The sequence below is a fragment of the Sedimentibacter sp. LTW-03 genome (assembly GCF_052059825.1).
Taxonomy (GTDB): Bacteria; Bacillota; Clostridia; order Tissierellales; family Sedimentibacteraceae; genus Sedimentibacter.
The window spans coordinates 858,904-883,263 of the sequence record NZ_CP197180.1 but is presented as its reverse complement, the minus strand read 5'-3'; the positions used below and the strand labels follow the sequence as shown (position 1 = coordinate 883,263).

Below are 24,360 nucleotides of genomic sequence, written 5' to 3'. Positions count from 1 at the left end.
GGTTGAAGTTTTGGGTTATAAAATATATGCAGTATTGATTATTTTAACTTTTGGTTTTACTTTTTTTGAGATTTTCAATATCAGTTCAAGAATTAAGAAAAGATTAATTGAAGAAATAATCATATTAAATTATAATATTAGCAATTTTATATATGCTTTTATCTATATTATAATACTAATATCTTGGCTTGTATTGCTGAACAATAAAATACGAAACGTTAATTTTCTAATAGCGGGAAATTATATTCGTAATATTTTTCAATTACTTGATTTTGAAGCCTTGAGATCTGCAAAGGAATATTTCTATGAAAATAATATGGTAGCGCACTTTTATCAAACGGTGATATTTATAAAAGATTTTCCAAATTATTTATTTTGGTCCAGCTTTTCCTTATGTATGTCAATTCTATTCCTTTATAAGGGTTTTCAGAAAAATAGAATTTACGAAAGCGGCATCATGCATAACTGTAAAATAATTAAATGGCCTGGTATTAAGAATTATATATGGAGTGACCCGTACAAAAGTAAAGTACTTGATAAAAATGAATATTGTAAACTTATAATTGATTTGCCGACTTTTTTTAATTTAAACACAAAAGTAAAATTAAAAATTAAATGCGAAACAAAAGATGCAGTCGATAATATTTTAAACATTCATACGAATATAAAATCATAAAAACAATATCATATAGGCTAAAACCGCTTTAACTAAGCTTAAAGCGGTTTTCCGTAATTCCTAAATATTTTTGTTATATGACTCCAGATATTCAAAAGCATTCTTTATCATTTCCGGTGTAACTTTGTACGGATAATGACGCACGTCTATACCTTTCAATGCCTTTTCTATTACACTATCCACATCGTCCATTGAGCAATGTATATCTTCAAGCTTTGTGGGCAAACCTATAGTTTTGTTGAAATTAAAAATTCGTTCAAATTCCTTTTCTTGTTTATCAACTATGAGCAAAATTAAAATACCATATGAAACTATTTCACCATGCAAATGTCCATATTTCTCAATTTGCGGTATTATTGTAAACCCGTTGTATATTGCATGTGCAAGGCCTGTTGTTATATCTATGCTAACAAGATTTGAAACAAAACCTGTTGATATAATAACACCAAGTATTATTTCTTCCAATTCACTAGATACCCTATTATTTTTACAATCATCCAAGGCTTTAATTCCATATTTTACAAAGGGTTTACTGCACATATTTGCCACGTACACACCCATCGCCTGTGAATGTTTCAGTTCATCTCCTCTGCTGGATACAGAACTTTCATAATATTTCGCCATGGAATCGCCTATTCCTGCCCAAAGATATTTATCAGACGCCTGCGCTATTATTTCGCTGTCGATAAATATGTGAGTTGCCGGAATAGTTGAAAATGAATATTCTCTCAATGATCCGTCTGGATGATATAATATACCAAGGCTAGTACATGCAGCACATGTAGATGCTATAGTAGGAAACGTAAAGAATTTCCTGTTAGTCCTTTGAGCCAGCACCTTACATGTATCCATTGCTTTGCCTCCCCCAACAGCGAAAATCATGTTTGCCTCAATCACTTCGGGTATGGAATTCAATCTTTCGATGTTTTCCACCGAAGCTTCTCCTCCGTATGGGAAAAAGCCTGTGATTTCAAGCTCACTTCCTTTTACAGACTCCTGAATTTTATTTTTAGCGGCATTTATAGCTCTTTCTCCCCCTATAACAACCGCCTTTTTTCCGAATGGGCTGCATATTTTTACTACTTCCTTATAAGCATCAGGTCCTATTGTGTAACCTGGAAATAATTGTGTATTCATAATTTTGTCTCCTTTATTATAATTGCTAAACTTACTAACATTCTGTTTTTTCGGCGAATCCGTTGTATGGTTCAGTTAATATGTCAGCTTTATCACAGCTTTGTTCCTTTATGAATTTTCTATTCTTGTAAACACCTATTGTCAAGAACGGAACTATTATAATTGCAATACCCAGATATCCCATATAGCCGTAGCCATATTTTATAATCTTATCTAATCCTACCATTGAAATCCCCATAGATAAAAGCATAATAAACCCTGATACTATAATTCTTCTTCCTATAACATTCTTTATGCCTTCAAGCATTTTAGACTTGTCAAATTTATCAACAAAGCCATAAATTGTTGTCACGCCTGTGGAAATAAAGCAAAGGAACAAGCATATATTGTATGCCCAAAATACATATGATTTACCCAGCTGCTTAGCTATATACAGAGCCGGCAGAGTCATTTCTCCGGCCTGAGTAAACTCCGCATACCACCCTAACAGCATTATTACCGACAACACCAGCGCAATTGAATTAATTATAAATGAAATCATCATGGAACGAGATACCGCCTTAGGACTTTTTAATGCCCTGCCGCAAGATATCATCGTAGGTATAACCACCGATTGAAAGCCAGCATAAGTAAATGCTTTTAGGATTCCTGTTCCAATGTTCGCAGTCCCGGATTTAACAGCAAATATATTTGATACTTCAGGCATTCTTGCATTGATTCCCAGTATGAATATTACAGCGCACGAAGTTAATATTCCTATTGACATTACAGTTGATGCTTTAGCAACCAGCGTTGCTCCAAAAATAGTCAATAAAAGCAGAATTCCTCCTACTGTCAAAACAGCATACACATATTGAATACCATATGTTTTGTTAAGTAACGATGCCGCTCCTGCAATAACAGCACCCACCGCACACAAAACCATCGTATAAAAGTAAATATCAAACAATATAGAAATTTTATCAAACGGATGGTACAGAGTCTGAAACAGCTCCTTAGAGCTGGTAAGCCCCCTGGTATTGTACATAATAATGCATTCTCGAATAGTCAAGGTCAGTATTGCCATAGCAATCACTGCCATAAAAGGTGCAAACCACCCATACTGCACATAATACTGTGTTGCCTGATTTCCTGTAGCAAAGCCTCCTCCGGCATGCGAACTAAACAGGACACATGCAACTGAAATTACTCCTGCCATACTCATGTTTCTTGTTACTTGTCTTTGTTTTTCCATTTTTAATACCTCTCATGATTTTAGTTTAAATACACTGGTTGTCAGTTATCCATGAGAAAGGCAAAAAAAACTCCATCTCTCAGGGTATACTAATCCCTAAGAGACGGAAGACATATATCTTTCGCGGTACCACTCTTATTCATTTCATATGAAATGCACTCTCCAGATACGGGTTATTTCTAATCGATATCCTGCCATTTTTAACGATTGGCTTATTCGTACCTACCTACTTAAATTTTCGGAAGATCCGCTCCAAGGCTAGTTCAGCATCTCGTAGAATATTGTTTTTCACCGGCCAACAACTCTCTGAATTCACTAAAAATGCTTAATACTCCTTATCACAGCGTTTATGTTGCTCATTAATTTATGTATTTTTTAGGATTATACACCTGTACAAATTCTTTGTCAATATAAATTTATAAATATGCTATTTTTTTTATAATCACCTTTAACATTCTTTTATTACATAATTAGATTCATTTATTGAACAAAAAATCTGCAGCTTAATATTATAGTATATGATATTTATTTTTATCAAAATTATCGGAAAGGAATTATGAAATGGTAAATTTAAATCCAGATGATCTATATATTGAATTTGTAGATGTTAATGCCACAGAACCCATCATACCCAGACGTTACACTTTAACTCATTCTGATTTAACAGGAGAATTGTTTTTAACAATTGGTTTGGAGTTTGCTTATAATAGAATTAACCCTAAAAGAGATGAAGTTATGGGAGAATGGATACAGAATGGAGAAAGTTATCTCTACTACGTTTATTTATATGTAAACGGCAGGTTCACTACTCCAGAAGTCAAGGCAGTACGCGAAGCCATATTCAGAAATAACCTCCCTACAGCTCTAGAAGCCATAAGATACGGCGATAGGAAATTATTTGCCGCTCACCCCGAGCTTGACAACATTCCAATAATAGTATATTTTCTATCCACTGATCCTAATTTTAACAAAACAGAAAATTGGGGCACATTTTCTGATTACAATATGACTTTTGCCCAAAGATATCGATATAATAAAAAAAGCCCGAAATAATCGGGCATTTTTATTATATCTTTCTAAAATTTACATCAGCTGTTATGAATATGCTTCAGCATTTTGTAGAAGTTTTCATCTCTTCTGGCCATAGCCTCATCACCCTTACCGTCTGAATAATCATACCATCCCTTTCCGGATTTAACTCCAAACACACTGCTATCCATCAGCTCTTGCTGAAGTTTTGTTGGATTTTTTTCATCGCTAAGTTCATTAAACAAGTATGATGATATATAGTAGAAGGTGTCAAGTCCGCCTAAATCTGCCGTCTCGAAAGGACCAAGCACAGGATATCTGAACCCAGGCCCGTACTTCATAGCTTTATCAACATCTTCAACAGTTGCTATACCTTCTTCTACAATTTTTAACGCTTCTCTATATACTGCAAATTGTATTCTGTTTCCTATAAAACCGTTGACGTCCTTCAATACAACAACAGACTCTTTACCTATTCTATCAACTATCTGCTGTAATGTTTCAACTGTTTCTTCAGATGTTTCGTCTGATTTTATTAGTTCAATTAACGGTATGATGTGCGGCGGATTCCACCAATGCATTCCTATAAATCTTTTTTTATTTATTACTTTTTCGCATATTCCATTTATACTCAAGCCTGACGTGTTTGTGGCAAATATGCAGTCATTTTTAGCAATTGATTCAACCTCAGCCCAATAATCCTGCTTAATACCCATTTTTTCTATTATTGCTTCTATAATCAGATCTGCATCCTCGAAAGCTTTTTTTTCAGTAGAAAACGAAATGTGTTTTAATGCATCCTGAGCCTCTTTTTCAGTTAGCAAACCTTCATTTATTAATGTTTTTTGATTTAAATTTATAATTCTTTTTGTGTTTTCTAAAAACTTTTCAGCTAAATCCACAACAACTACATCATATCCGTTCTGTGCAAAAATTTGGGCTATACCTGAGCCCATTGTGCCTCCTCCGGCAACTCCTATTTTTTTAATGTCTTCTGCTTTCATTTCATTCCTCCTTATGTAAACATCAACAAAATTCATACAATAATGAAGATGCGGTTTTCTGCATCTTCATTAAACTATTTTCTAGTAAATTCCTAAACTTCCTATAAGAATTGCAGGTATTGATGCAACTAACGGTAGTACAAGTGAAGTCATACAAATATCTATATAGGAATCCTTGTGAGTCATTCCCGTAACTGCCAAAAGCGTTAATACTGCACCATTGTGCGGAAGTGTATCAAGGCCTCCTGATGCCAGAGATGCCACTCTGTGGAATGCCTCAGGACTTATTCCTGTCTCCATTGCTATTGCCAGATATTTTTCACCCAATGCCTCAAGAGCTATACTCATGCCGCCTGATGCAGAACCTGTAGCGCCTGCCAGCAAGTTAACTGCAATTGCTTCAGAAATAAGTGGAGTTCCTGGAACATTGAGCAATATTCCGGTTAAAGTTGCAAAGCCGGGAACTGATTTAACTACCGTTCCAAATCCAACAGCAGCCGCAGTATTTAGTATAGCAGTAATGGAACCGACTGCACCGTTACTGATTGATTTTGTAAACCCTTGATATTTATTGAAATTTAAAATCATTGCTAAGATAATGCCGCATAGTAATGCAATAACAATATCCCAGTCAAAAATGTTCATGGTAACTATTACAGTAACCAGCGGGAGGAATGATAGAAACGGGTTCGGAAGTTTGCTGTAATCAATAACTGCTGCCTCTTTGTTTTTAGGTTCAGTAAAAACATCTCCGGCTGCAGTAAATTTCTTTTCCCTTCTCTGAAGCCACAAAACTCCAAGTACAAACATCAGCACCGCTGCTAATGTTCCCATTATAGGAGCAGCCGTAGGTGAAGTGCCGTAATAATTTGTCGGAATAATATTTTGGATTTGAGGTGTACCTGGTATTGCAGTCATGGTAAATGTAAACGATCCTAGTGCGATAGCTCCTGGTATCAACTTTCTTGTAATGTTAGCTTCTCTAAACAATTCAAGTGCCAAAGGATACATTGCAAAAACAACAACAAACAGTGAGATTCCACCATACGTTAAAACTCCACACCCTACAACTACTCCGATAATTGCCCTTTTTGCTCCCAGTGTCTTAGTCAGCCAATGAGCTATTGATTTTGCAGAGCCTGTATAATCCATTAAATGGCCAAATATTGCACCAAGCATAAATACAGGGAACCACGATTTAACATATCCTGCAAGCCCGGTCATATATGTTTCTCTGTACAGATCAAGAGCATTAAGACCTCCTGACAAACCAACTACCAATGCACAAACAGGCGCAACCCATAAAATTGAATACCCTCTATAGGCTAAAAACATTAAAAGAACTAATCCTATAATAATACCTAACATATATTTTCCTCCTGTCTTTTTTATTAAAATTTGTGTGCAGCCTCAGCATTGCCGAAGCTGCAATTAAAATGCTAAGATGCAGTCCATCCGCAGTCAATTGTAAACATGCTGCCTGTTATGCAGTCTCCTGTTTCCGAGCACAAAAATTTTGTAACTTCAGCAACATCTTTAGGCTCCAATAACTTTTTAACGAATGCCTTTGTAAGCATTATGTCAGAAACAACCTTATCTTCTGGAATTCCGTGACTCTTTGCTTGATCCGCAATTTGCTTATCAACCAATGGAGTTCTTACATATGAAGGACAAATCATATTGCAGGTAATACCGTATTTCCCGCCTTCGACTGCGGAAGTTTTTGTTAATCCTCCGAGACCATGTTTAGCGGATATATACGCAACCTTATATTCTGAAGCAATTAATCCGTGGATTGACCCCATGTTTATGATTCTTCCCCATCCTTGAGCTTTCATGGACGGCCAGACATATTTTGTTAATAGGAACGGCGCTGTCAACATTAAATCCATCATAAATTTCCATTTATCCTCAGGAAAATCTTCAATCGGGCATACTGTCTGTATTCCTGCAACATTGACAAGCACATCAACCTTAGTATGTTTCTCAAGAGCAAAATCGACTAAGCTCTTGCAGTCTTCCTGTTTACTCAAATCTGTCTTTATATACGAAGCACCCAATCTGTCTGCTTCTTCTTTTAATTTATCTTCATTAATATCAGCCATTACTACTTTAGCACCTTCATTTGAAAACGCTTCTGCTATAGCCAGACCTATTCCGCTGGCAGCTCCGGTAACTATGCAAACTCTATTTTCTAACATGAAATCCTCCTGTTTAATTAATTTACTATATTTCTATATGCTTAAGATTTTCATCAACAATCAGTGTTGCTTCTGTAGCAGCCTGAACATCCTCAACAGAATATTCCGGGTTGATTTCTTTCAGTACAATTCCTTTATTTGTAACTTCCATAACTCCCATTTCCGTAACTATTAAGTCTACGGCATTAACGGCTGTCAACGGAAGCTTGCATTGCTTCAATATTTTGTGGTTTCCTTTTGCTGTATGGCTCATGGCAACGATAACCCTTTTTGCTCCTGTTACCAAATCCATTGCTCCACCCATTCCGGGAACCATTTTTCCTGGTACCATCCAGTTTGCAAGATTTCCTTTTTCATCAACCTCCAATGCTCCGAGAACCGTAGCATCTACATGACCACCTCTGATAATAGCGAATGAATCGGCACTGTCAAAAAATGAGCCTCCCGGATTTATCGTAACAGGTATCCCTCCTGCATTTACAAGATACGGATCTTCCTTACCCTCTTCAGGCACAGGACCAATTCCAAGAAATCCGTTTTCTGACTGCAATGTAATTTCTATTCCTTCAGGAAGAAAATTTGCAACCATTGTAGGAAGTCCTATTCCAAGATTAACAACATCTCCGTCATTTAATTCCTTGGCGACTCTTCTGGCAATATATTCTTTATCATTCATTACGCTTCACCTCCAACATCAACAATATAATCTACGAATATTCCTGGTGTCATAACATCGTCAGGATCAATTTCTCCCACTTCAACAACTTGATCAGCTTCAACAACTACCACATCAGCTGCAGTTGCCATAATAGTATTAAAGTTCCTTGTGGCTTTCGCATACCTTACGTTGCCTTTTTTATCAACCTTTGCACCTACTATTAGTGCTATATCAGCTTTCAAAGGCTTCTCCAGAAGATATTCTTTTCCATCTATTGTTAAGATGTCTTTTCCTTCAGCAACTATCGTACCAATTCCTGTAGGTGTTAATACGCCTCCCAGACCTGCACCAGCTGCCCTTATCCTCTCTGCAAGTGTCCCTTGCGGAACAAGTTCAACATCCATTTCTCCTGAATTCATTTGTCTTCCTGTTTCTTTGTTTGTTCCAACATGCGATGCTATTAATTTCTTTACCTGCTTATTAACTATTAATTTTCCTATGCCTATTTCCGGGAAAGATGTGTCATTGGCTATAAGAGTTAAGTCCTTTACACCTTTTTCTACCAATGCATCAACAATAACATAAGGGTTTTTGCAACCTAAAAATCCTCCAACCATTATTGTCATTCCGTCATGAATCATTTCCACTGCTTCTTCAACTGTTATCAATTTATCTTTCAAAGTGAATCCCCCTATCTCTTAACGATTAATGCAGTACCCTGACCGCCGCCTATACATAATGTTGCCAAGCCTGTTTTTGCATCTCTTTTAACCATTTCATGGATTAAAGTTACAAGAATTCTGGTACCGGAACATCCAACCGGATGCCCTAATGCAATAGCACCGCCATTAACATTTGTTTTTTCAGCATCTAAGTTCAAATCTCTGACAACTGCAATAGATTGTGCTGCAAAAGCTTCATTTGCTTCTACTAAATCAATGTCTTCAATAGTCATTCCCGCTTTTGATAATGCTTTTTTTGTTGCAGGAACGGGGCCGTAGCCCATTATTTTAGGATCAACGCCCGCAGAGGCATATGATACTATAACAGCCAAAGGTTCAACGCCCAGTTCCTCGGCTTTTTCCTTTGACATTAACAATACTGCTGCTGCTCCGTCATTGATACCTGACGATGATCCAGCTGTAACAGTTCCGTCTTTTTTAAATGCTGGTCTCAGCTTTGACAAACCTTCCAAGGTTGCTCCGAATCTGGGAAATTCATCCGTATCAACAACTATCGGATCACCTTTCCTTTGAGGAATAGATACAGGAACAATTTCATCTTTGAATTTTCCTTCTTTTATTGCCTTTTCTGCCCTATTCTGACTTCTTACCGCAAATTCATCCTGCTCATTTCTGGTTATATTCCATTGTTCTGCAATATTTTCTGCCGTGATGCCCATATGATAGTTATTAAATATATCTGTTAAGCCATCTGCAACCATTGAATCTATAATAGCTGCATCACCCATTCTGAAGCCCCATCTTCCCTTTGGAATAATATATGGAGCCATACTCATGTTTTCTGATCCTCCTGCCAGAACAACATCGGCTTCACCAAGAGCTATTGCTTGAGCAGCCAGCTGTACTGTCTTTAGCCCCGAACCACAAACTTTGTTTATTGTCATCGAAGGCACCTCAATAGGAACGCCTATAGCTACTGATACTTGTCTGGCCAGGTTTTGTCCAATACCGGCCTGAAGAACATTTCCAAATATAACCTCATCTACCGCTTCCGGACTAACGTTTGCCTTTTTAAGAGCAGCATCTGCGGCAGCGGCACCCAGCTTAACTGCAGATACATCTTTAAAACACCCACCAAAACTGCCTATTGGTGTTCTTACCGCACTTGCTATTATAACTTCTCTCATGATTCCTCCTTAAATTTTTTAGTTAGTGTGTATGTTAATATATAAAGCAAGTACTGTGCCAATTGATTAAAATATTTTTAGATTAATTAATAATGCTAAAATTTCAATGTTTTTAAAGGAATATAGATCAAAATAAATTATATACATAAAAATACAGTGTAGATGTTTGTCTACACTGTATTTTTGTTAATTAATAAACTATTTAATTATATATATAATCATGAGATTAATTAGAACTGTAGATATATTTCTACGCTTTTTTAATTTGTAGATATTATTCTACACAATGTTTTTGATGTCTATACCATATCCCGAAAGCTTTTTATATAGGGCCGTCCTGTGTATCCCAAGCTTTTTAGCTGCTTCTGTCCTGCTTCCTTTTGAAGCTCTTAATGCTGATATTATTGCATTTATTTCTGCTTCTGCTATTTTATCCTTTAATTGCTTATTTGCTGATTTTTTTGATTCCATAACAAGTTTGTCACTTATAAAATCCGGAAGATGCTGCATTGAAACATAATTTCCCATGGATATATTTGATGCTCTTTCTAGTACATTTCTTAATTCTCTGACATTGCCAGGCCAATCATACAACCTCATGGCAAGTATGGCCTTATCCGTCACCTTCTTATGATTTAATCCTGCCTCCAGCTGTTTAGTCAGTATATCCTCACATAAGGTCTCAAGGTCGTCTATGCGTTCTCTTAATGGTGGTATCTTAATTTCAACAACATTAAGCCTGTAGAACAAATCCTGTCTGAAAAGACCCTTTTCAACTAATTTCTCCAATCCTTCATTTGTGCACGCTATAACTCTTATGTCGATCTTGATTCCTTCATTTCCGCCGATCCTCTCAAATTCCCTTTCTTCTAAAACTCTTAAAAGTTTTGCCTGCATACTGAAAGGCAAAGAGCTTATCTCATCCAATAAAACTGTACCACCGTTTGCCAATTCAAGCTTTCCCATTTTGCCTTCCTTCTTTGCACCTGTAAATGCGCCTGATTCATATCCAAACAGTTCTGACTCTAAAAGTTCATGAGGAATTGCGGCACAATTGATTCTTACAAACGGACTTTTTCTCCTGCTGCTTGCATCATGAATCGCATGAGCAAAAAATTCCTTACCAGTACCGCTCTCGCCCTCTATCAATATGGTTGAAGATGAACTTGCAGCTTTTAAGGCTATGCTTTTAATAGCAATCATTTTTTTATTTTTAGTAATAATGTCATCAAAAGTATAGTTTGCACAATACATTTTTCCTATTTCATTTTTATAAATGCTTACTGTGTTTTCAAGAATTTTAAGCCTTGTTGCCAGATCCTTAACCTCCTTGACATCCTTGAACAATACTGTTCCCACAGCTCCGATTACTTTGCCGTCCTTAATTATGGGTGTCCTGCTGGCTATCATGTCATGTCCCTGAATTCTTTGGATATCATACAACTCCTTATTGCCCGTTTTAAGAACTATATGCAGTCTCGTGTTTTCTATTACATCTTCGACAGGTTTTCCCAATACATCCTCTTCCTTTATTCCAAAAAGCTTTTCATAATTCCACTTAATTATTTTTCCTTCATCATTTATCAACACAATACCTTGGTAAGCATTGTCCAAAATATCCTTCATACTGCTTAAGCCTAACTTAAGTTCCTCAATTTCCGATTTAGTCTCCTCAATGTCTATTATTTCTTTAAATATCAAGCCTTTGTAATCGTTTTCATCAAATGTACTAAAATTATATGACTCCACAATAATTTTCTTTTGATTCATACTTATTTCTTTTTCTGTTATTTCATTACCGGTCAATATGTTTGTAATACCGAACTGATTCAAGATTTCCGTTACTTTAAAGTGTTCTCCATACTTAATATTAAATAAAATCTTGAAACTCTTGTTAATTATGATATTTTTCTTTTCGTCAATTAACAATATTCCGTCGCTAAGATTGTCAATAAAACTCCTGAATTCATCAAAATTCTTCATAACACCCCCCCCTTCAGGTTACTAAATATATACCCATGTTATATAAATTTATTCTATATTATGTAAAAAAAAACGAAAAAATTTTATATAACAAAAAGAAGCTTTTTACAAAAACTAACATTTTATTTAGGGCTATAAATTATTCTGTCTTCATTACTAGCCAAAGCACATATTCATTCATCCAATAGTTCATAAACACGTTCTCTTATTTATCATAATCATCTAAGAAGCTGTGTCGTTTATTGCCTTTTTTATAACCTATTATGGTTTCCAAGTTAACATTATGAATACTTCTGAAAATATTTGCGTCTATATGATGATTTGTCTTTCTGAGCTTTCTTATAAGTTCCTTTATTTCCTGGCGCTTAGACCCCATGCCTTCATCTCCTGCGGCGCAGGATTCAGTTAATCTGCAGGCGCATCGTATAAATTGTAGATCATTATATCTTTTCCATGCTATGATATCGTCCTCCTTAATTTTGTACATAGGTCTAATCAGTTCCATTCCTTCATGATTTGTACTTTTGAGCTTAGGCATCATAGTTTTGAATTCAGCAGCATAAAGAGTGCTCATTAATACAGTTTCAATAACATCGTCAAAATGATGTCCCAAAGAAATTTTATTGCAGCCCAGTTCTCTTGCATATCTGTACAAATACCCTCTTCTCATTCTTGCACACAAATAGCAAGGCGTTTCTTCGATATTTGCAACTATATCATATATTTGCGTATTAAACACTTTAATAGGCACGTTTAACAGTCTGGCATTATCTTCTATAATCTGTCTGTTTATTTCATTGTAGCCTGGATTCATAACAATATATTCAGTTTCAAAATTAACATCACTGTATTTTTGAAGCTGCTGCATGCATTTGGCCATGAGCATGGAATCTTTACCTCCGGAAATACATACCGCAATTTTATCCCCATCCTTAATTAATTTATATTCTTTAACTGCAGATATAAACTTTGACCATATGCTTTTTCTAAATTTTTTAACTATACTTCTTTCTACTTCTTCATATTTTTCCATATAAACCTACTTTACATATTTTTCATAACATTTATCAAACGCACCAGAAAACAGTGCGCTAGTTTAATATCCTATATATTAAATATGTTCACCACATGTTCATAAACAGGAGTAGTTTGCCGCATAATATAAATAAAATTATATTATATATTAATTATATTAATTATATTAAATTTTTACAAGCTAAATTTATAATATATATTGCACGCAGTTATATTTTTTGCTAAACTGAAGTATAAATATAATACTAAACTGAGCAGCTAAGATAGTAGCAGATTGCAAAAATTTCAATATGTAGAACCATCTACCGCAAAGTACAATTAATATTTTGCAATGTTAATTTAGATATAATGTTATAATGTTTGCCAAAAACAATTATATACCGCAAGGGTAGAACTTTAAAGGAGGTAACAATGGAAAGAGCTCACCAAATAGACTACCGGGTTTACGGGGATGATATCCAATTTGTAGAAATCTCGTTGGACTACGGCGAAACCATAATTGCAGAACCTGGTGCAATGATGTACATGGATGCCGACATAGAGATGGATACCGTCTTTGGAGACGGAAACAGAAGAGAATCTTCAAAAGGCTTTAAAGGAATCTTGGCCACAGCAGGCAAGCGCGTTCTTTCAGGTGAAAATTTATTTACTTCAACATTTACAAACAAATCCATAGAAAAAAAATCTCTGGCATTTGCAGCTCCATATCCAGGAAAAATAATACCGGTTAATCTTATGGATTACGGAGGGCAACTAATTTGTCAAAGAGATTCCTATCTTTGTTCCGCTAAGGGAATAGAAATCAGCATAGCATTCCAGAAAAAAATAGGTGTTGGTTTCTTCGGCGGAGAAGGATTTATAATGCAAAAACTAAGGGGTGATGGACTGGCGTTCTTGCATGCGGGCGGAACGATTATAAAAAGAGAACTTAATGCTGGGGAGATGCTGAAATTAGATACAGGATGCCTTGTTGCGTTCACAGCTGGAGTTGAATATGATGTACAGTTCGTAGGCAATGTAAAAAGCGCCCTGTTCGGAGGAGAAGGGTTGTTCCTTGCAACACTTAGAGGACCGGGAACAGTGTGGCTTCAATCACTTCCTTTCAGCAGGATGGCTGACAGGATATTTTCTGCCAGCAAAAAAGCTAATTCAGGTGCATCAAGCAAGGGAGAAGGAAGTCTACTGGGAAGCATAGGTATCGGAAACCTGTTTGGAGAGGATTAACGGTCGAAAATAATTTATAAAAAAGGCTGTCAAAAATGTTTTTTCGACAGCCTAAAATTTTGCTTGCTTAGTTATTATTCAATACTAATTGCATCTGTTGGACAACCATCTGCAGCTTCTTTTGCACAATCTTCGTTCTCATCCGCTACCGGATCCTGTATTACAGTTGAGATATCTTCATCATCCATTTCAAATACTCCGGGACACACAGATACACACAGTCCGCAGCTGATACATGCGTCTCTGTCTACTATAGCTTTCATATTATCCTCCTTTATTGATTAATATTGTTACTAAAATAGTGTTAAGGCATAATTATTATAATTCCTTATGATGAATAGAATTAATTATAATCTGTTTTGCCTTTTCATGTCCGTATTTAGCTTTACCTTGTATTTCAGGAACAGGTGGCTCTTCATTTTTTTTGAAATGCTGCTTTTTATTGCTTTCTGTTCCATGCGGATCTCTTGGATCCGGCCTTCTCATTCCTGCTTTTGCCATAAAATCACCTCTGTTTTAGTGTGATTTATTTTTCTGCATTTATTCATTGAGGCAGCACTATAATTTAAAAAATTAACTTAAAATTTCGATTTTATTTCCCGGCTTAATCCATCCTGCTTTCAAAACTTTTGTAAATATTCCTTCTCTTGGCATTACGCAATCTCCTACAAGCTTTTTAATCGCACATCCTGCGTGACATTCTTTTCCTATTTGTGTCACTTCCATCTCTGTTTCACCTATTCTAAGTTTTGTACCAACCGGAAGTTCATAGAGTACAATTCCTTCAGTTGTTAAATTTTCTGCAAATTTTCCAACGCATAAATCTAAATTGCCTGCTGCATTTGCTTTATCTATACTTTCCTGTCCTAAAAGACTTACCTGTCTGTGCCAGTTTCCTGCATGAGCATCTCCATTAAGCCCATGATTCACTTCAAAAAAACCTTTATCAATAGGTTCTTTAGGAACTCCTTTGGTTTCACTTATATTTACAGCTAATACTTTTGCCATTTTACTTTCTCCTTATTTTCTTTCAAATAGTCCCGATTTGCCGCCCGATTTTTTCATGAGCATAACATCTGAAACTATCATTCCTCTGTCTATTGCCTTGCACATATCATAGATTGTAAGTCCGGCAATTGAAACCGCCGTAAGCGCTTCCATTTCAACTCCGGTCTGCCCTGTATTCTTCACTGTTGCAGTTATCTCAATTCTATTTTTTTCAAAATTCAGCACAAACCCCATGTCGCATCCCGAAATCATTATAGGATGACACATTGGAATTATCTGAGACGTTTTCTTTGCTCCCATGATTCCTGCCACCTGTGCAACAGAAAGCACGTCTCCCTTTTTTATTGTTCCTTCTTGAATTTTTTCAAGGGTTTCTCTTTTCATATATACATTTCCGCATGCAACAGCCTCTCTCAGGGTATCTTGCTTATCACTGACATCAACCATTTTTGCTCTGCCTTGTTCATTAATATGCGTTAACTCCATACTAGCCTCCTATTTGAAACATCATTCTTTTTGTGTCACTTTTTCCTTCAGTTTCTAAATGATGTTCTGCCGGTTTATTATAAACAGCCGTTTTAATTACTTCAAGCAATTTTTGATCATCGTTAATATATGGTCTTAAATTAACTTCTTCTGCAGAATGAAGGCATGGCTTAATAGAACCCGTTGAAGTTAGCCTTATGCGGTTACATTCTTCGCAAAACTTACAGCTTACTGGACTTATAAGTCCTACTTTGCCCGCAGCACCTGGAAGCTTGTACACTGAAGCCACCCTGCTATCATCTTTAACCGGCACAAGTTCAGGATACATCTCTAATATTTCTTCAACCTTCATTTCGCATTTTTCAAAATATTTAATACCCTCACCAATGGGCATAAGTTCTATAAACCTTACCTGAATAGGACTGTCCATTGTTAATCTTAAAAAATCTCCTATTTCGTCATCATTCATGCCTCGCATCAGCACAGCATTGATTTTAACAGGCGTCATACCCAAACTAATGCATTTTTCAATTGCTTTGTAAACCTTATTTATATCTCCGCCTCTTGTAATTTTTTTATACTTTTCTGGCTGCAAAGTATCCAAACTTACATTCACACGTTTCAAACCTGCTTTTTTTAAATCTTCAGCCATCTCTGCAAGCAGAATCCCATTTGTTGTAAGGGATATATCCTCAATACCGGGCATAGATGCGGTGTATCTTATAAGTTCATCTATTCCTTTGAGAACAAGAGGCTCTCCTCCTGTAAACCTAACCTTTTTAACTCCAAGAGTGGTACAGGCTGCGATTATTTTTTCAATTTCTTCAAAACGGAGTATTTCATCATGGCATTTTTTTTCAATGCCCTTTTCCGGCATGCAGTAAACACATCGGAGATTACACCTATCTGTAAGAGATATTCTTAAATAATCAATATTTCTACCTTTTTTATCAAGCATTTCTCTGCTCCTTGTAAAATAATTGTGTCATTGTAAATAGTTCGCTCGCTATCTATGCAAACTTATTCCTGAATCTTACAAATAACTATCTGGCACATTCTCCTCCGGTTCCGTTAAGAATTTCTATTCCGTGCGGCAGTGCAGGAAGAATAAAATTCAAGTTTTCAACTGCTCCCTTCGGACTTCCAGGCAAATTAATAATCAGTGTATTATCTCTAATACCTGCAGTTGCTCTGGAAAGCATTGCCTTAGGAGTTATTGCAAGCGACTTTTGTCTCATGGCCTCCGGAATACCCGGAACTTGTTTTTTTATTACTTTCATCGTAGCTTCAGGAGTTACATCTCTCTTTGAAAACCCTGTCCCTCCGTTTGTGAGAATCAAATCTAGATGAAGCTCATCACACATTTTTATTAATTCCTCACATATTAAATCCATTTCATCAGGTATTATATTATAATATTCAACCGAGTATATGCTCGGCTCTAATGTATCTTTTATAGCGGGGCCGGTTAAATCTATCCTTTCGTTCCTCGATCCTTTGTCGCTTATTGTAAGTACTCCAGTTCTTACCATATGGGCCTCCTTTTTCTTTTGCTCATTTCAATTCTAATGCCTAATTATTAACTTGTCAATCTTCTTAGTAAATATTTGTATATTATTTATTAAAATATCCAGCAATTAACATTACTGGATAAAAATCAAGTTTTTAAAGCGCCCTATTTCCAAATAAAAATTTAAGTCTGCCATAAGCTTTGTTAAATCTTGTTTAATCAGGCTCAGTCTAACTGGTTTTTTAACATTTTATAAGTTTGATTTTCAGTCTAATATGTGATAATATATATTAAATTCATATATGGGAGATGATGTTTTGAAAATTCAGGAATCTGCTGAGATGTACCTTGAGACAATCTTGATTTTATCAAAGGAAAGCCCCCCGGTACGTTCAATTGACATTGCAAATGAACTTGAATATACAAAACCCAGTGTCAGTGTTGGAATGAAAAATCTTCGCGAAAACGGTTATATTGAAATGGATGCTGATAGCTATATTACATTAACTGAAAAAGGCATGGCAATAGCAAAATCTGTGTATGAGAAACACATTTTATTATCTGAATGGCTTACCTTCTTAGGAGTAAACAAAAAAACAGCAACAGAAGACGCATGCCGCATTGAACATGTTATCAGCGAAGAAAGCTTTGAAGCCATTAAAAGGCACGTACAAAAACATAATTAAAACTAAACTAATAAACAATAAAATAGCCCGCTTTCCAGCGGGTTTTGTACTGTTATTTAAGCCTTACTATTTCTTGATACATGTTCCTCTAACAAAGTGTTTAATGCGGTGGCACTGCTTGAACGAATTCTTGCAACAGGTATGTTGTTTCGCTTGGCTTCTCCTACTGCGCTGATGACCATTTTATGAGATACTGTATTTGTGAAAAGAACCATCAAGTCAGGTGCTCCGATTTTTTTCTTTAACGATCCATTTTCCTTTGCAAAAACTTTTACTTTGTATCCATAATTTTTGCATATATCTTCGTATTGACATACCATTCTTTCATTACCACCTATAATTACAATACTCAATTTGTCACCTCTTTTTGGTTAGTTGCATCTAACCTTAAAGTATTTTTTTAGGGCTAATTACTAACTCATTTCAGTAGGTTAGTTAAAACTAACCTACTGAAGAATATCATATTATCAATTTGTTGTCAAGCAATTTTCAAAAAAACACATTAAAGATTTATCATCAGTAATGTGTTTTTCGAATTTTTATTTAATAGCAATACAACTATTCCCAGATATTTTACCCTTTGTTAAACCAACAAATCTAGTGCCTGTTTTAGATCATTAATTATATCTTCAGCATCTTCCAACCCAATTGACAGTCTAACAAGACCTTCTGTTATACCTGATAATGCTCTTTCCTCAGGTGTGTAAGGAGAATGTGTCATTGAAGCCGGATGCTGTATTAATGTTTCAGTATCTCCCAGGCTTACTGCCAGAGCACACAGATTCAAACTATTCATTAATTTTCTTCCTGCTTCCAGCCCTCCCTTTATTTCAAAAGCAATCATTGCACCTGGTAGCGCCATCTGTTTTTTTGCTAATTCATATTGCGGAAAGCTTTTCAGCCCCGGGTAAGCTATTTTTTCGACTGCAGGATGCGTTTCAAGGAACTCTGCAACTTTTTGGGCGTTTGAACAATGTTTTTCCATTCGGATTTGCAAAGTTTTCATTCCCCTATTTATTAAATAAGCATCAAAGGGGCTAAGTACTGAACCTGTCATATCCTTAATGCCCACAAGCCTTACTTCATTTATAAACTCCTGTTTTCCTGCGGCAAATCCGGCAATTACGTCTCCATGACCGTTCAAGTATTTTGTTGCAGAATGAACAACAACATCTGCACCTAAATCTAAAGGTCTTTGTATATATGGAGTACAATACGTATTATCAACCACAACAATACATCCTTTATTTTCATGAGCTATGGCAGAAATTTTTTCTATGTCTGATATAAGCATATTAGGATTAGCTGGAGTTTCTAAGTACACCACTCTTGTATTAGGTTTCATGGCCTTTCTTACATTTTCCGGATCAGATGTATCCACGAAAGTTGTAGTTACACCAAACTTCGATAATCCGTGATTTAAAAATGCAAATGTACATCCATACAAAGTTTTTGCAGCTACTACATGGTCACCTTCCTTTAAAGCAGACCATAATACAGATGTAATTGCTCCAATTCCTGATGCCATTGAAACAGAGGCCTCTGCATTCTCAAGATTTGCAAGCTTATCTTCCACCTGAGTGCTGGTTGGATTTCCAAGTCTTGTATAAATATATCCTTCTTCTTCTAATGCAAATCTTCTCCCACCTTGTTCTGCTGAATCAAATATAAAAGTTGATGTCTGATAAATTGGTGTTGCAAGAGCACCGTATTCGTTTTTTTTGTATCCTGCATGCACAGCTCTGGTTGCAAATTTCATTTCACTTAAGTTTTCCATCTAAATATAACCTCCTAAAATTAATAATTTGATATTTGATTTAAATTTATATTGTATTTTTTCATTCTGTTAATAAGAAGAGTATGGGTAACCTCAAGATTTCTGGCGGCTTCTCTGATGCTCTTTGACTGTCGAAGACTTTCTATAATTTTCTTTTTTTCAAGTTTTTCAATATATTCCTTTAGAGAGCCGGAACTTGAATTTTCCTCCGGAAGGATAGCATAATTAAGCACTATGTCTCTAGGCATTATTTCCTTTGATGTTGCAAGAGCTACAGCTCTTTCCAAAACATTCTGGAATTCCCGCACATTTCCCGGCCAATTATAGTTTATGAGCTTACGCATTGCGTCCTTATCTATCCCTGTTATTTCCTTATGATACCTTTTAGCATGCATATTCGTAAAATGCTCATATAGTATGGGAAGATCCTCCTTTCTTTCGCGAAGCGAAGGAATTGACAAATTAAAAATGTTGATTCTAAAGAGAAGTTCCAATCTAAATTCTTTATTTTTTACCATTTCATCAATATTTTGATTTGTCGCCGAAATCAATCTTACATCAACGCTTACTTCTTTTACGCCGCCTACCCTTCTCACTTTTTTTTCTTGTAGCACTCTTAGCAGTTTTGCCTGAAGATGAGAAGCCATATCTCCTATTTCATCCAAAAAAACTGTTCCGCCGCTTGCTATTTCAAATATGCCAGCTTTGCCTTCTTTTCTGCCGCCTGTAAACGTCCCCCCCTCATAACCGAAAAGCTCACTTTCAAGCAGCTGATCAGGAATTGCCGCGCAATTAATTGCTATGAACGGTTTATTTTTTCTTTTACTTTCATTATGTATGGCTCTTGCAAAAAGCTCTTTTCCCGTACCGCTTTCGCCTGTTATTAATACAGGAGAATCGGATTTTGAATATAGTTTTCCTCGATCAATGGTTTCAAGCATTTTGTTGCTTTCTGCGTAGATGTCTTTAAAGGTTATTGGATTATCATAGCGGTCATACATATCGGTATCAACATCATAAAATGACAACAAATAGCTGCTCAATACGTTTTCCTCATTGATAATCGGCTGTAACTTAACTTCATAAAGCTGATTTCCAATTGTCATTTTTTCTCTTACAATGTTTTTCTTTGTAGTATTGCTTCTTAACTGGATTAAATACTTATCACAGTCAATATACTTATTGATGTTGGTTCCGGTTATATCCTTGCCCTCTGTATTGAATATTTTTTCGGCTGCAAAATTATTAAAATATTTAATATCTCCATTTCTATTCAGCAGCGTTACACCATGTAAAATAACATCCAATACATTTTTCATTTCCGTATCTTTTTCTTCAAAAGGAAAAAGATCTATTTCTTCAAGCGATTCCCAACAGCTTAAATTTTGCAGCTCTCTTTTGATATTTTCCCACACATCATCCTCTACAGGCATCAATTTAATATATGCTACATAAGCGTAAACCTCCATCCAAATTAATCCTACATCATATTTATGAAGCACGGATAACGTCTCATAAGTAATATGTGGCCTGTCTTCTGCGGCTGTTAATTTAATTTTCTTTGCTTCCATACTTTCTCCTCTCTTTTTCAGTTGCATTAAGTATGCCAATTAAACATAGTAGAATATCAACGTTTTTTTTATTTATATAAAGCACAGTCCTACAATCATGGAATAATATCGTTCCATAATTGCAGGACTGTGGAATGTTGCAGTTTGTTGCGGTTTATTATTAATCCATCAGGTTTAATATTAAACCATTTTTACAAATTTTACAAGCAAGAAATTTTATCTATTCATTCTAACCATTTAAATCCTTGTTTTTTCATGTAATTAACATAACCGCTTAAATCAAGGAAATCATCCTGCTTTAAATAATAATATCCAAACCAGAACTGATATGCGCTGATTTTATTGAAATTCAATGCATTGCTTCTAAACTTTTCAGCCATTTCTATTCCATTATACTTTAAGCATGTATCGTAAATACTGTCGACTAGTTTTTTTGTAGGTTTCATATTCCAATTTTCATATTTATTCTCATATTCATTATTAAGACTATTAATTTCAATATCTTTATATTTTTCGTCGTGCACCAATACAGTTCTGTTATATTTTTCAGACATCACAGGTTTATTTTTAGGGTATCCCAAAACAACCATTACCGACGGACATACATATTTAGGAATATTCAAAAGTTCAGATACCTTGTCAACAGTATTTATTATATTCCCCACATAAACTGATTTCAAATTTTCAGCCTCAGCTGCAAGGCAAGCCGTATGAGCACATATGGCCGTACTGAGTACGGCCATCCAAAAGTCCATAAAATTATTTATTGCTTCACATGGAGCAGGTAATACGTCACAAATTTTCTTTATTCTTCTGTAGTCTATGCAGAATAATAAGCACACCGGTGCTTTTTCTATAAACATTTGGTTTCTGCAAAGCTCTGCAAGCTTTTTCTTTGTTTTACTATTTTTTATTTTTATAATGGAATATGCTTGAAACCCTCCTGCCGACGGTGATTTGCATGCTGCATTCAGGATTTTTTCAAGACATTCGTCCGAAACTTCTCTGTCTGAGAAGTTTCTGCAGCTTGAACGGTTATTTATTATGTAATAGATATTATCCATATCGCCTGCCTCCTGAAATTATTGACAGCATGATATAACCATTAAATTATATCCTCAATTCTTCTATAATCCATATTGTATCCAAAAAATCTCGGCCCGAATATATCAACCGCTTCTTTTGTTCTCCATTCTTCAAATGCCTTTAGGACAAAAACCGTAACTTTCATACCGGGTTTTCCGTTAGGATTAAGCAGCGGCATCTTTTCATCCCGATTATAAATGTTTATTGAATCCGGTGCAGTTGCAAAAACTTCTCCGTTTTTCCATGACATTATATATTCGTTTTGAAACCATATATCAAGCTTTTGCCCGCTGTATTCTCCCTCTCCGCTGATGCTCAGGTTTCCGAAAGTAAATCCTTCCCTGTCTTCCCAGTCAGCTTCGGTTATTTCACCCTCAAACACTACATATCCGTTGAACTTTTCAGCCACATCATAAGCAAAATTTCTTCCTTCTTCTTTTGCGGCTCTTGCTGTCCTTCCAATTTCCAGGCAATATGTAATTGTATTTTTTATCAGAGCATTCTTTAGATTTTTCCAATATCCCGGATGGTCAACGACTCCTACTGAATTGAAGCTTGCAACTGCTGTCTGTCGAGCAAAAAGTTCAGCTCTGTCATCATTTGCCACGTTTGTTATAACCATAGAGTCCCCAAATTCATTTGCCAGGCCCATAGGTGTTATGGAAACATCATTTAAAAACAAAGTTGAATGCTGTAGGCACGGCACACTTCTACCTGCCGGGTCTGCATCCACTATAGGTTTCCCAAGCCTTGCTGCCACATTAAGTGCTGCAGCAGTGTTTCCTCCACCCAATTCAGTTGCTATAACGCCGTAAAATTCATTTCCGAAGTACTCTTCTAAAACTTTTATTGCTCTTACTTCTTTTGCTTCTTTTATTTTAGGCAAAGCATCATATTTGCTTTTCTGTTCTTGAGAAAGTTCTCCTATTGAGCCACATGTGTATGGACTTGCGATTAAAGCATCGTCTGGTATTTCATTGATTTCTGCCAGCGTAAATTCAAATCCTTCATCATATGCCTTATCTACTAATTCAATTCCTTCTTTAAGGCTTCCGCCTCCTCCTGTTCCTACTATGGCAGCGCCTAGTAGTATATCATGCAAATCTTGTTTTGTTAGTTTTTTCATATTATGCCCTCTTAAATATTTTATCTTCGTAATCTTTTAATTCTTTGTGGATAAATTTTCCTTTATCCAACACTTGCACATCGTCCAGCCATACTGAAGCATTCAGGCAAATTCCGTCGCAGTGTGATTTTGCATCTTGTCCCTTTGGCGGTGCATCTATTGGACTTACATAGCCTATACCCCATTCAACGCATCCCCACACTCTTTCATCTTCAACTATGTCTCCTGTCAATCTTGCCCCGGGGTTCAGCCCGTAAGCCATGTGAGCCAGTTTATACATATTAGGATCTCCGAAACTCTTTAGCCAGCCGGCAAATTGTTCGGCCTGATTTCCCCCTTCTATATTTGTTATCGTGCTGTTTTTAATTGTCAGCTTGACAGGCGCATCTAAAAGTCTGAAAGGTGGAACAAGAGAACCATCAAACACTATAGTACCTTGTATGCTGTCAAATTCCGGCACAATGTTTAACTGCCCAGGCATCATATTCATACCGGGTTTTGATGCATCGCCTGAATCATTACAAACCAAGTGATTTGGATTAGTTTTGAAAGTCAAGTCTGTTCCTGCCGGAGTAGTAACCCTGTAAGCCTTCGTATTAATATTCATATTTGTAAACTTCTGCATAAATTCGGCAAGAAGCAGCATATCTATATTGCCTATATTTCTTATCATTAGATCCGGATTCATTTCCACAAGATTTATATATCTTATTTTTTTGTTGCCGCTGAAAGCAATTTCAAACGGAGTGGAATACAAAAGCCACTGCTTGTTATATTCAATCCATACATCTGCATGCTTTAATGCGCCTCCAAGAGCTTCTACAGGAAGATCAAAATCTGCTGCCTTTCCTACGCCGCTGGGAGTGGAAGTATATATAACCATGGGTTTCCCGCCTGCAGCGTACACGCTTGACGCAGTTGCATTAACAACTTGCTCATTTGAGCATGTGTCTGCAGTAATTACCACTGTTTCTCCTTTTTTTACCTGAAGCATTTCCTTAATTAATCTGTCTGCTGCATTTTGCAATTCAAACTCTAATAATTTCATAAGTCTTTCTC

Annotated in this window: 26 protein-coding genes and 1 other annotated feature; of the genes, 4 read left to right on the top strand and 22 right to left on the bottom strand. The window is 36.0% G+C overall.

Going from position 1 to position 24,360, the window contains the following annotated elements:
• Positions 1-10: 10 nt before the first annotated feature.
• Entirely contained in the window at positions 11-676 is a 666-nt protein-coding gene (locus ACS3UD_RS04475) for a hypothetical protein (RefSeq protein ID WP_308137621.1), read from the top strand.
• A gap of 60 nt (positions 677-736) precedes the next feature.
• Here the strand turns inward: ACS3UD_RS04475 and ACS3UD_RS04470 are convergent, their stop codons facing one another.
• Both ACS3UD_RS04470 and ACS3UD_RS04465 read right to left on the bottom strand, forming a co-directional pair.
• A complete protein-coding gene (locus ACS3UD_RS04470) occupies positions 737-1,813 on the bottom strand; it encodes an iron-containing alcohol dehydrogenase family protein (protein WP_308137622.1) in 1,077 nt (358 codons plus the stop codon).
• A 34-nt stretch (positions 1,814-1,847) separates the two neighbouring features.
• On the bottom strand, positions 1,848-3,047 hold the full coding sequence (locus tag ACS3UD_RS04465; protein WP_308137623.1) for a hypothetical protein: 1,200 nt from the start codon (positions 3,045-3,047) through the stop codon (positions 1,848-1,850).
• A 96-nt stretch (positions 3,048-3,143) separates the two neighbouring features.
• Positions 3,144-3,398: a binding site (T-box leader), on the bottom strand.
• A 210-nt stretch (positions 3,399-3,608) separates the two neighbouring features.
• On the opposite strand from ACS3UD_RS04465, the gene ACS3UD_RS04460 reads away from it, so the two are divergent.
• Positions 3,609-4,100, top strand: coding sequence for a staygreen family protein (locus ACS3UD_RS04460; protein ID WP_308137624.1), 492 nt, complete (start codon positions 3,609-3,611; stop codon positions 4,098-4,100).
• A 35-nt stretch (positions 4,101-4,135) separates the two neighbouring features.
• Here ACS3UD_RS04460 and ACS3UD_RS04455 read toward each other — a convergent pair whose 3' ends face one another.
• From ACS3UD_RS04455 to ACS3UD_RS04420, 8 genes are all read right to left on the bottom strand, one after another.
• Positions 4,136-5,080: a 3-hydroxyacyl-CoA dehydrogenase family protein gene (locus ACS3UD_RS04455; protein WP_308137625.1), complete on the bottom strand. Its 945-nt coding sequence runs from the start codon at positions 5,078-5,080 to the stop codon at positions 4,136-4,138.
• 81 nt (positions 5,081-5,161) lie between these two features.
• Positions 5,162-6,448 (bottom strand): GntP family permease, encoded by a 1,287-nt coding sequence (locus tag ACS3UD_RS04450; protein WP_308137626.1) that lies wholly within the window; start codon positions 6,446-6,448, stop codon positions 5,162-5,164.
• Between the two features lie 71 nt (positions 6,449-6,519).
• Positions 6,520-7,281 carry a 3-hydroxybutyrate dehydrogenase gene (locus ACS3UD_RS04445; RefSeq protein ID WP_308137627.1) on the bottom strand — a complete coding sequence of 254 codons (762 nt, stop codon included), beginning with the start codon at positions 7,279-7,281 and terminating at the stop codon, positions 6,520-6,522.
• A gap of 25 nt (positions 7,282-7,306) precedes the next feature.
• Entirely contained in the window at positions 7,307-7,957 is a 651-nt protein-coding gene (locus ACS3UD_RS04440; protein ID WP_308137628.1) for a CoA transferase subunit B, read from the bottom strand.
• Positions 7,957-8,619, bottom strand: a complete 663-nt coding sequence (gene atoD / locus ACS3UD_RS04435) for an acetate CoA-transferase subunit alpha (RefSeq protein ID WP_308137629.1) — start codon at positions 8,617-8,619, stop codon at positions 7,957-7,959. Before atoD ends, ACS3UD_RS04440 begins: the two co-directional genes overlap by 1 nt.
• Positions 8,620-8,630: 11 nt before the next feature.
• Positions 8,631-9,809 (bottom strand): acetyl-CoA C-acetyltransferase, encoded by a 1,179-nt coding sequence (locus ACS3UD_RS04430; RefSeq protein WP_308137630.1) that lies wholly within the window; start codon positions 9,807-9,809, stop codon positions 8,631-8,633.
• 279 nt (positions 9,810-10,088) lie between these two features.
• Positions 10,089-11,792 carry a sigma 54-interacting transcriptional regulator gene (locus ACS3UD_RS04425; protein ID WP_308137631.1) on the bottom strand — a complete coding sequence of 568 codons (1,704 nt, stop codon included), beginning with the start codon at positions 11,790-11,792 and terminating at the stop codon, positions 10,089-10,091.
• A 205-nt stretch (positions 11,793-11,997) separates the two neighbouring features.
• Positions 11,998-12,825 (bottom strand): tRNA 2-thiocytidine biosynthesis TtcA family protein, encoded by an 828-nt coding sequence (locus ACS3UD_RS04420; RefSeq protein WP_308137632.1) that lies wholly within the window; start codon positions 12,823-12,825, stop codon positions 11,998-12,000.
• 413 nt (positions 12,826-13,238) lie between these two features.
• Here ACS3UD_RS04420 and ACS3UD_RS04415 point away from each other — a divergent pair, with 413 nt between their 5' ends.
• Complete coding sequence (locus tag ACS3UD_RS04415) at positions 13,239-14,051, top strand: TIGR00266 family protein (RefSeq protein WP_308137633.1); 813 nt, start codon at positions 13,239-13,241, stop codon at positions 14,049-14,051.
• 74 nt (positions 14,052-14,125) lie between these two features.
• Here ACS3UD_RS04415 and ACS3UD_RS04410 read toward each other — a convergent pair whose 3' ends face one another.
• From ACS3UD_RS04410 to ACS3UD_RS04385, 6 genes are all read right to left on the bottom strand, one after another.
• The gene (locus tag ACS3UD_RS04410; protein ID WP_308137634.1) at positions 14,126-14,314 is read right to left on the bottom strand and encodes a ferredoxin; all 189 of its coding nucleotides are present in this window, start codon (positions 14,312-14,314) and stop codon (positions 14,126-14,128) included.
• 55 nt (positions 14,315-14,369) lie between these two features.
• Positions 14,370-14,552 (bottom strand): hypothetical protein, encoded by a 183-nt coding sequence (locus ACS3UD_RS04405; RefSeq protein ID WP_308137635.1) that lies wholly within the window; start codon positions 14,550-14,552, stop codon positions 14,370-14,372.
• 72 nt (positions 14,553-14,624) lie between these two features.
• On the bottom strand, positions 14,625-15,059 hold the full coding sequence (locus tag ACS3UD_RS04400; protein ID WP_308137636.1) for an MOSC domain-containing protein: 435 nt from the start codon (positions 15,057-15,059) through the stop codon (positions 14,625-14,627).
• Positions 15,060-15,071: 12 nt separating this feature from the next.
• Positions 15,072-15,545: a cyclic pyranopterin monophosphate synthase MoaC gene (gene moaC, locus ACS3UD_RS04395; RefSeq protein ID WP_308137637.1), complete on the bottom strand. Its 474-nt coding sequence runs from the start codon at positions 15,543-15,545 to the stop codon at positions 15,072-15,074.
• A gap of 1 nt (position 15,546) precedes the next feature.
• On the bottom strand, positions 15,547-16,503 hold the full coding sequence (gene moaA / locus ACS3UD_RS04390) for a GTP 3',8-cyclase MoaA (RefSeq protein ID WP_308137638.1): 957 nt from the start codon (positions 16,501-16,503) through the stop codon (positions 15,547-15,549).
• 85 nt (positions 16,504-16,588) lie between these two features.
• A complete protein-coding gene (locus ACS3UD_RS04385; RefSeq protein WP_308137639.1) occupies positions 16,589-17,077 on the bottom strand; it encodes a MogA/MoaB family molybdenum cofactor biosynthesis protein in 489 nt (162 codons plus the stop codon).
• Positions 17,078-17,372: 295 nt separating this feature from the next.
• Here ACS3UD_RS04385 and ACS3UD_RS04380 point away from each other — a divergent pair, with 295 nt between their 5' ends.
• On the top strand, positions 17,373-17,741 hold the full coding sequence (locus ACS3UD_RS04380) for a metal-dependent transcriptional regulator (protein WP_308137640.1): 369 nt from the start codon (positions 17,373-17,375) through the stop codon (positions 17,739-17,741).
• A 56-nt stretch (positions 17,742-17,797) separates the two neighbouring features.
• On the opposite strand, the gene ACS3UD_RS04375 is transcribed toward ACS3UD_RS04380, so the two are convergent.
• The 6 genes from ACS3UD_RS04375 to ACS3UD_RS04350 form a co-directional block, all read right to left on the bottom strand.
• Positions 17,798-18,094: a DUF2325 domain-containing protein gene (locus tag ACS3UD_RS04375; protein WP_308137641.1), complete on the bottom strand. Its 297-nt coding sequence runs from the start codon at positions 18,092-18,094 to the stop codon at positions 17,798-17,800.
• Between the two features lie 230 nt (positions 18,095-18,324).
• Complete coding sequence (megL, locus tag ACS3UD_RS04370) at positions 18,325-19,518, bottom strand: methionine gamma-lyase (RefSeq protein WP_308137642.1); 1,194 nt, start codon at positions 19,516-19,518, stop codon at positions 18,325-18,327.
• Between the two features lie 20 nt (positions 19,519-19,538).
• Positions 19,539-21,089: a sigma-54 interaction domain-containing protein gene (locus ACS3UD_RS04365; RefSeq protein WP_308137643.1), complete on the bottom strand. Its 1,551-nt coding sequence runs from the start codon at positions 21,087-21,089 to the stop codon at positions 19,539-19,541.
• A 224-nt stretch (positions 21,090-21,313) separates the two neighbouring features.
• Entirely contained in the window at positions 21,314-22,153 is an 840-nt protein-coding gene (locus tag ACS3UD_RS04360) for a nitroreductase family protein (protein WP_308137644.1), read from the bottom strand.
• A gap of 41 nt (positions 22,154-22,194) precedes the next feature.
• Entirely contained in the window at positions 22,195-23,301 is a 1,107-nt protein-coding gene (locus ACS3UD_RS04355) for a DUF917 domain-containing protein (RefSeq protein WP_308137645.1), read from the bottom strand.
• A gap of 1 nt (position 23,302) precedes the next feature.
• Entirely contained in the window at positions 23,303-24,349 is a 1,047-nt protein-coding gene (locus tag ACS3UD_RS04350) for an aminopeptidase (RefSeq protein ID WP_308137646.1), read from the bottom strand.
• Positions 24,350-24,360 lie beyond the last annotated feature (11 nt).

What these genes read in the sequence shown, in the direction of transcription:
- ACS3UD_RS04425 (WP_308137631.1), bottom strand. Translation starts at nt 11,792, where the DNA reads ATGAAGAATTTTGATGAATTCAGGAGTTTTATTGACAATCTTAGCGAC.
- ACS3UD_RS04360 (WP_308137644.1), bottom strand. Translation starts at nt 22,153, where the DNA reads ATGGATAATATCTATTACATAATAAATAACCGTTCAAGCTGCAGAAAC.
- ACS3UD_RS04365 (WP_308137643.1), bottom strand. Translation starts at nt 21,089, where the DNA reads ATGGAAGCAAAGAAAATTAAATTAACAGCCGCAGAAGACAGGCCACAT.
- ACS3UD_RS04355 (WP_308137645.1), bottom strand. Translation starts at nt 23,301, where the DNA reads ATGAAAAAACTAACAAAACAAGATTTGCATGATATACTACTAGGCGCT.
- megL (WP_308137642.1), bottom strand. Translation starts at nt 19,518, where the DNA reads ATGGAAAACTTAAGTGAAATGAAATTTGCAACCAGAGCTGTGCATGCA.
- ACS3UD_RS04420 (WP_308137632.1), bottom strand. Translation starts at nt 12,825, where the DNA reads ATGGAAAAATATGAAGAAGTAGAAAGAAGTATAGTTAAAAAATTTAGA.
- ACS3UD_RS04400 (WP_308137636.1), bottom strand. Translation starts at nt 15,059, where the DNA reads ATGGCAAAAGTATTAGCTGTAAATATAAGTGAAACCAAAGGAGTTCCT.
- ACS3UD_RS04450 (WP_308137626.1), bottom strand. Translation starts at nt 6,448, where the DNA reads ATGTTAGGTATTATTATAGGATTAGTTCTTTTAATGTTTTTAGCCTAT.
- ACS3UD_RS04440 (WP_308137628.1), bottom strand. Translation starts at nt 7,957, where the DNA reads ATGAATGATAAAGAATATATTGCCAGAAGAGTCGCCAAGGAATTAAAT.
- ACS3UD_RS04430 (WP_308137630.1), bottom strand. Translation starts at nt 9,809, where the DNA reads ATGAGAGAAGTTATAATAGCAAGTGCGGTAAGAACACCAATAGGCAGT.
- moaC (WP_308137637.1), bottom strand. Translation starts at nt 15,545, where the DNA reads ATGGAGTTAACGCATATTAATGAACAAGGCAGAGCAAAAATGGTTGAT.
- moaA (WP_308137638.1), bottom strand. Translation starts at nt 16,503, where the DNA reads ATGCTTGATAAAAAAGGTAGAAATATTGATTATTTAAGAATATCTCTT.
- ACS3UD_RS04455 (WP_308137625.1), bottom strand. Translation starts at nt 5,080, where the DNA reads ATGAAAGCAGAAGACATTAAAAAAATAGGAGTTGCCGGAGGAGGCACA.
- ACS3UD_RS04460 (WP_308137624.1), top strand. Translation starts at nt 3,609, where the DNA reads ATGGTAAATTTAAATCCAGATGATCTATATATTGAATTTGTAGATGTT.
- ACS3UD_RS04385 (WP_308137639.1), bottom strand. Translation starts at nt 17,077, where the DNA reads ATGGTAAGAACTGGAGTACTTACAATAAGCGACAAAGGATCGAGGAAC.
- ACS3UD_RS04405 (WP_308137635.1), bottom strand. Translation starts at nt 14,552, where the DNA reads ATGGCAAAAGCAGGAATGAGAAGGCCGGATCCAAGAGATCCGCATGGA.
- ACS3UD_RS04445 (WP_308137627.1), bottom strand. Translation starts at nt 7,281, where the DNA reads ATGTTAGAAAATAGAGTTTGCATAGTTACCGGAGCTGCCAGCGGAATA.
- ACS3UD_RS04415 (WP_308137633.1), top strand. Translation starts at nt 13,239, where the DNA reads ATGGAAAGAGCTCACCAAATAGACTACCGGGTTTACGGGGATGATATC.
- ACS3UD_RS04350 (WP_308137646.1), bottom strand. Translation starts at nt 24,349, where the DNA reads ATGAAATTATTAGAGTTTGAATTGCAAAATGCAGCAGACAGATTAATT.
- ACS3UD_RS04410 (WP_308137634.1), bottom strand. Translation starts at nt 14,314, where the DNA reads ATGAAAGCTATAGTAGACAGAGACGCATGTATCAGCTGCGGACTGTGT.
- ACS3UD_RS04470 (WP_308137622.1), bottom strand. Translation starts at nt 1,813, where the DNA reads ATGAATACACAATTATTTCCAGGTTACACAATAGGACCTGATGCTTAT.
- ACS3UD_RS04465 (WP_308137623.1), bottom strand. Translation starts at nt 3,047, where the DNA reads ATGGAAAAACAAAGACAAGTAACAAGAAACATGAGTATGGCAGGAGTA.